This window comes from Arthrobacter sp. 05L428 (assembly GCF_056397665.1).
Genome location: NZ_JBFTNW010000017.1, coordinates 1 through 4,875, shown reverse-complemented (window position 1 = coordinate 4,875; position 4,875 = coordinate 1). Strand labels below are relative to the sequence as shown.

General features: G+C 56.3%; 2 protein-coding genes. Both read right to left on the bottom strand.

Annotation, left to right across the window (positions count from 1 at the left end; translation table 11 throughout):
• Nucleotides 1–161 precede the first annotated feature (161 nt).
• Nucleotides 162–2,642: a BREX-1 system phosphatase PglZ type A gene (pglZ, locus tag AC1DH3_RS16650; RefSeq protein ID WP_476909816.1), complete on the bottom strand. Its 2,481-nt coding sequence runs from the start codon at nucleotides 2,640–2,642 to the stop codon at nucleotides 162–164.
• A partial coding sequence (gene pglX / locus AC1DH3_RS16645) for a BREX-1 system adenine-specific DNA-methyltransferase PglX (protein ID WP_476909815.1) occupies nucleotides 2,635–4,875 on the bottom strand: 2,241 nt, incomplete at its 5' end. The genes pglX and pglZ, both read right to left, overlap by 8 nt.

The window sequence follows — 4,875 nt, the reverse complement described above, 5'->3', positions numbered from 1 at the left end:
ACCACACTCTCAAGACGCCGCACCGCCTCAGGAAACTCCACCCGCTCCACCGACCCAGGCAACAACACCCCAGCCAACCGAGCACCAACCACACCCACCAACTCAACCCGAACACCCGCAGCAAACCCACGCAACAACGACAAATCCATATCTATCCCCTATTAATCAAAATCGCTGGTGAAGGAGCGGCTGAGCTTGAGTGTTTTCGATGCATAGACGCCCCAGTGTGTGGTCTTGAAGGCCTTTGCCATGAGGCGGAGCTCGACAGTCTCCTTCATGAGGTCATCGGCGTCTTTGCTCAGAAGTAGCTGCAGTGACACCATCCGCTCGCGCTTGTCGAGGCCAGCCAGATCAAAGTCGTGGATCACTTCATTTGAGATGAGCCGGTCACCGAAATAGAGACCAACCTTCAGTTGCCGCGCTTGGACTTTGTCGCTGACGGGCTCCTTCTGGAACAGACCGACGACAACCTGATTGGTTGTAATCGAATCCTTCTCCTGCATGATTTCGACGTCGACGAGCGAGACGTCCCCCGCCTTTTTCTTGTTCACCCTCAGTACAGGCACTACTATCTCCTGCAGCGAGGCGCCGCCGTGCACAAAGCGGGCACCTGCTCCTTGACGCTTCAGCCTCTTGATGGATTTCGGGATCTGAATTTCAATATCACCCTCGAGACCCAGCTGGGCCGAAGTAAACGTACGGAGCCCGTGCAAGGGCTTTAGATTGCGTCCGAGCACGAAGCGTCGGTTCTCGAAGAAGAACTCGTCGCCCTGCGGGGTCTCAGACAGAAAATCACTGGCGTCGATGGGCTTGTCCTGGTAAATGAACCCGTGATCCGCCGTGATGAGCATATTACTGACGTTGGCGCCCGCTGTCTTTTTGACCAGCGAAACCAGATCAACCAATGCTTGCTCGGCTGCATGGAATGCGGACGTCTCTGTAGCGAGCTTGTCGCCGGTGTGGTCGATGGTGTCGTGGTAGATGTAGACGACCTGGTTGTCCTTGAAAAGGGCCCTCTGCTCGTCACGAGTCAGATCGCGAAAGGAGGTCGCCTTGATGGCTGTGCCGCCGACGGACAGCAGGATTTTGGACCGATTTTCGGTGCCCCCGGACGGCGCCCCGTCCAGCAGGACCAAAGCATTCTTTCCGGCCTGCTGCTCCAGCTTTGAATGCGGCAGCAGCGAAGCCATGCCCAGCTGGGTGTAGCTCGGGAGGACGCCCAGCTGCGCGTCAAGAGCAGCCTCATAACCGCTTTCCTGGCGCACGCGGGAGCCGAGCTCCTCGGCGATCTCATAGCGCATGGCGTCGGAAATGATGACGCAGACCTTGTTCTTCTTGGCCAGCTGCGGTTGGACATACTTGGCGAAGAAGTCGCGTTGTGATGGGACGACAGCGGATTTCCACTCCTCCAGAGCGTCCACTCGCACCTGCCACGCGTCGTTCAGCGGAATCAGGAACTTGTTGGAGTAGTGGCTCTCGACGACGTCGCGGAGCTGCTCAAGCGGCTGGCCGAATTCGGTCCTTCGCACCCGGTAGATAAACCGTCTGTACAGGCTGTCGATCCGCCACCATGTCTGCGAGTACTTTGTCAGCCCGTCGTCGAAGGAGTTGATTTGCAGCTGGAAGGCATTGACTTCCTCAAGAAGGGCGACGCCAGCCTCGATAGCGAGATAGAGGTCCTGGTAGTCGGGCCACCACAGCGAACGGCGCCGGTGCCGCAAAACGTTACCGGCGTCCTTGCTGGCCAGATTCTTCTGCGCCGCCAGACGGGCCGTCTCTGAGAGGATCTTCTGGTCCACGACTTCGAAGGCCAGGTTTTCGAGCAATTCAGTGTAGGGAGTGCCCTCTATGGCCTTGTCGATTTGGAGAACCTTGGAGGCCTCGCCCGAAAGCGTGGTGAAGGCTTGGGAATGCCTTATGTCGTGGCTCCAGGAGCCGAAGAACAGCCGCGCGTTGCGGGCATGATGGCCCGCCTTCGGCTCATGTCCCGGCAAGGTGGATTTGAAGAGCCAGAGCGCGAAATCCTCAATGCTGGGTTCGACCGAGTCGTAACCGTAGATCGACTGCAGCCCCTGGAATAGGAAGCCAGTCAACTCGGAGTCCGCGATTTTCTTCATCCGAGCGGTCTTGTTCTTTGCCGAGTCATCCAGCAGAATCCCTACGATCTCGTCCAGCCGGTGGTCCGAAGCATCGCAACTGACTGCCAGCATCTTCGCTTTGACGTCCACCGCGGAGTCCGAATCTACGAGCATCGCTTTCAAGGCTTGCCGGTTCTTGTCGTCGCCAAAGAAACCTGGATGCTGTGGCACCAAGTACTTGAGGTCCTGCGGCAGGCCGCTGACGTCGGCGGCAAGGTCAACTTTGTTGGCGCTGAACTTTGCGTAGAAGAGTTCGACGTCGTAGAGCCAGTTGTCGATCCCTTCCTTGACTGGTCCTGTCCGGTAGAGAACGTAGCGCGGCACGGGATTGCTACGGAGGGCTTCAAACTTCCGCGCGAACTCGTCGTTCTTGATCTTGCGTTTCTCAACGCCGTGCGCTTGAAACGTGTCGAAGTCCGCCTGGAACTCTCCAGACGGGTCGTTCCACACGACAATGCGCGACTTCTTCAACGCCTCGTTGAGGTGCTGATGAATCTCACTCATTGGCTTCTAACCCCACAATCTTCTTCAGCGCGGCTCCGAATTTGGGGTAGTTGGCTTTGACCCCGTCGTCCAGGTCGATTGCGACCTGCTCCGTCGCCAGCGGATACAGCACGCTCTGCTCCCATTCCTCCAGCTCCAGCAGCATCTTCCCGATCTGTTCTGATTCCTTCCGGGCGGCCGTCTGTTCCTTAGCCGTCGACAACGTCGACACAGCGGTTTGGTCCAGGTTCGCCCGGCGGCCGCGTAGCTTCGCTTGGAACTCATGCAGGTAATCGTTCAGTACCACGCTCACCGTGTCCGGACGGTACCGGTGCATGTAGATCAGCGCGTTGAACGAGCCCCTCGGCGAGGAGAACATCCAGTAGATCGGCCGCTTCTTATACCGCTGAACGTGGTCCTTGAAGAAGTCCTGCACAAAGTACTTCCGAACGTCCTTACCCAAAGCATCCTCGACGAACTGCAGGTTCTTCTCAAAATGCTCTTCCCCGAAGGAAACCTTCAAGAACTCCCGGAACCGCTCCACGATGTCATCCTCAAACCACGAATCCGACAGAACCGGCAATACGTTGTCCTCATCCGGCATGAACGACGGCGACGGCACCTTCGCCAAATACTCCGCCAACGAATCGCCCTGGTCAGCCAACACGAGGCCGGGCACGTCCAGGCTGTAACGGCCAAACATGCAGCCAACAGCAAACGAGACAAGCTCGGTTACAAGACCTGAAGTCTCGGAAGCCTTCCCAACCGCGGACAGACCATCACCGAAGTCGCCGCGCTTCAACGTGACCATCTCACGGCTTACCGCTGAATCCGCCCCATCTTCCACACCATAGGCTCGGTCTACAAGCCGATTGATCTTCTCCTCTAGGTGGGCAGCTCGCGACGTCGATGCCAGGGACTTGTCCATATGTTCAACGCAAGCCCTGCCCAACTCCTTGTGTTGCGAATCTCCGATCAGCACGTTTTGTTGAAATTCCCAAGACGTCTCATATGAATTCCAGTCATGAGCGTGCATGGAAACGAGCTCAGTGGCGATCGATTCAAGTTCGTCGCCAATGTTATCCAGCGCATCTTTGTGAATCGGAAGCGATTTTATGTTTCCAACTTGAAAGTTGAGCGTCGGGTTCATGGCTCTAAGAAGTTGGAAACATAGCCGAGAACACATGAAAGCCAAAATCTGCAGCGGACGCACCACGAACAAGGATGAACCAGCAACGTCGAAGACAAAGCCAGCTGGGGAATACCTGGCCGCGAAGTACGAACTTGATATGAATGTCCACGTAATTCCGGGGACAAAATAGTGACTCTTTCCATCATGACGGTGCCCAGGGAATGTGGACATTAGCTTATTACCATACTCATCATAGCGCAGGACGAATTCAGCATTCCCGTACCATTTGCGGTAGTCGCCGCCCTTGTTATAGGGAAACCATTTCTTGCCGCTCGATAGAGCCTCCGGGCGGGACGGGATCCCCAATCCGAGATCGCTGCCACTGACTTCAGCCCAGAAACGAACAACTTCAGAGTTTTTGCCAGTTGACAGCCCATGCTTCACAGTCGCATAGTCCTCTAGCGGCTTGCCTTCGCTAAAAACTCGTTTCATCGCCTCGGACAACCAAAAAGCAATTGGCGCTCCAGGGACTTTGAAGAAATCTTCAGAAGACGCCCGATAGAACCATCCGCAATCCTCGTCAGCTATGGCCTGCAGTGTACGCGGCCCTTGATTTTGCGCCCCCCTAAACGCGGATAACTGAATAAATCCCCCTCGATGACCCAACGATGGCTTCTTCCGAATCGTGAATGCGCACACTGGGACAGTTGCACCTTCGAAGCCCGAGTACTCCAGCTGAACCAGCGACGTCAATGGAGTTTCTTCGAGAACCCGTCTCCGGAATTTTTCAAATGTCGATATAAACATCCAAGTGTAAGGTGTCATGAAACCGAGGTGCCCATCGGTCACAACGAGTTCGATGCCTCTTCGTACGAACATTGCGTACATGTCAGTCTTGCCATCGGGATAATTGATCTTGGCAAACGATGCCGTCAGGGCATCCATGTTACGGCCGCCCATGTAGGGCGGGTTGGCGACGACCACGTGATACCGGGTCGAGAGATACACCGACTGCTCCAGCACGGTCCGGGCCCGGTCCAGAACATCCCCGCCGAACAGCGTCTCCGCCTCCCCCAACGACTCCACTTGCGCCGTCAACGGGGTGATGAGGTCCTGGTCCGG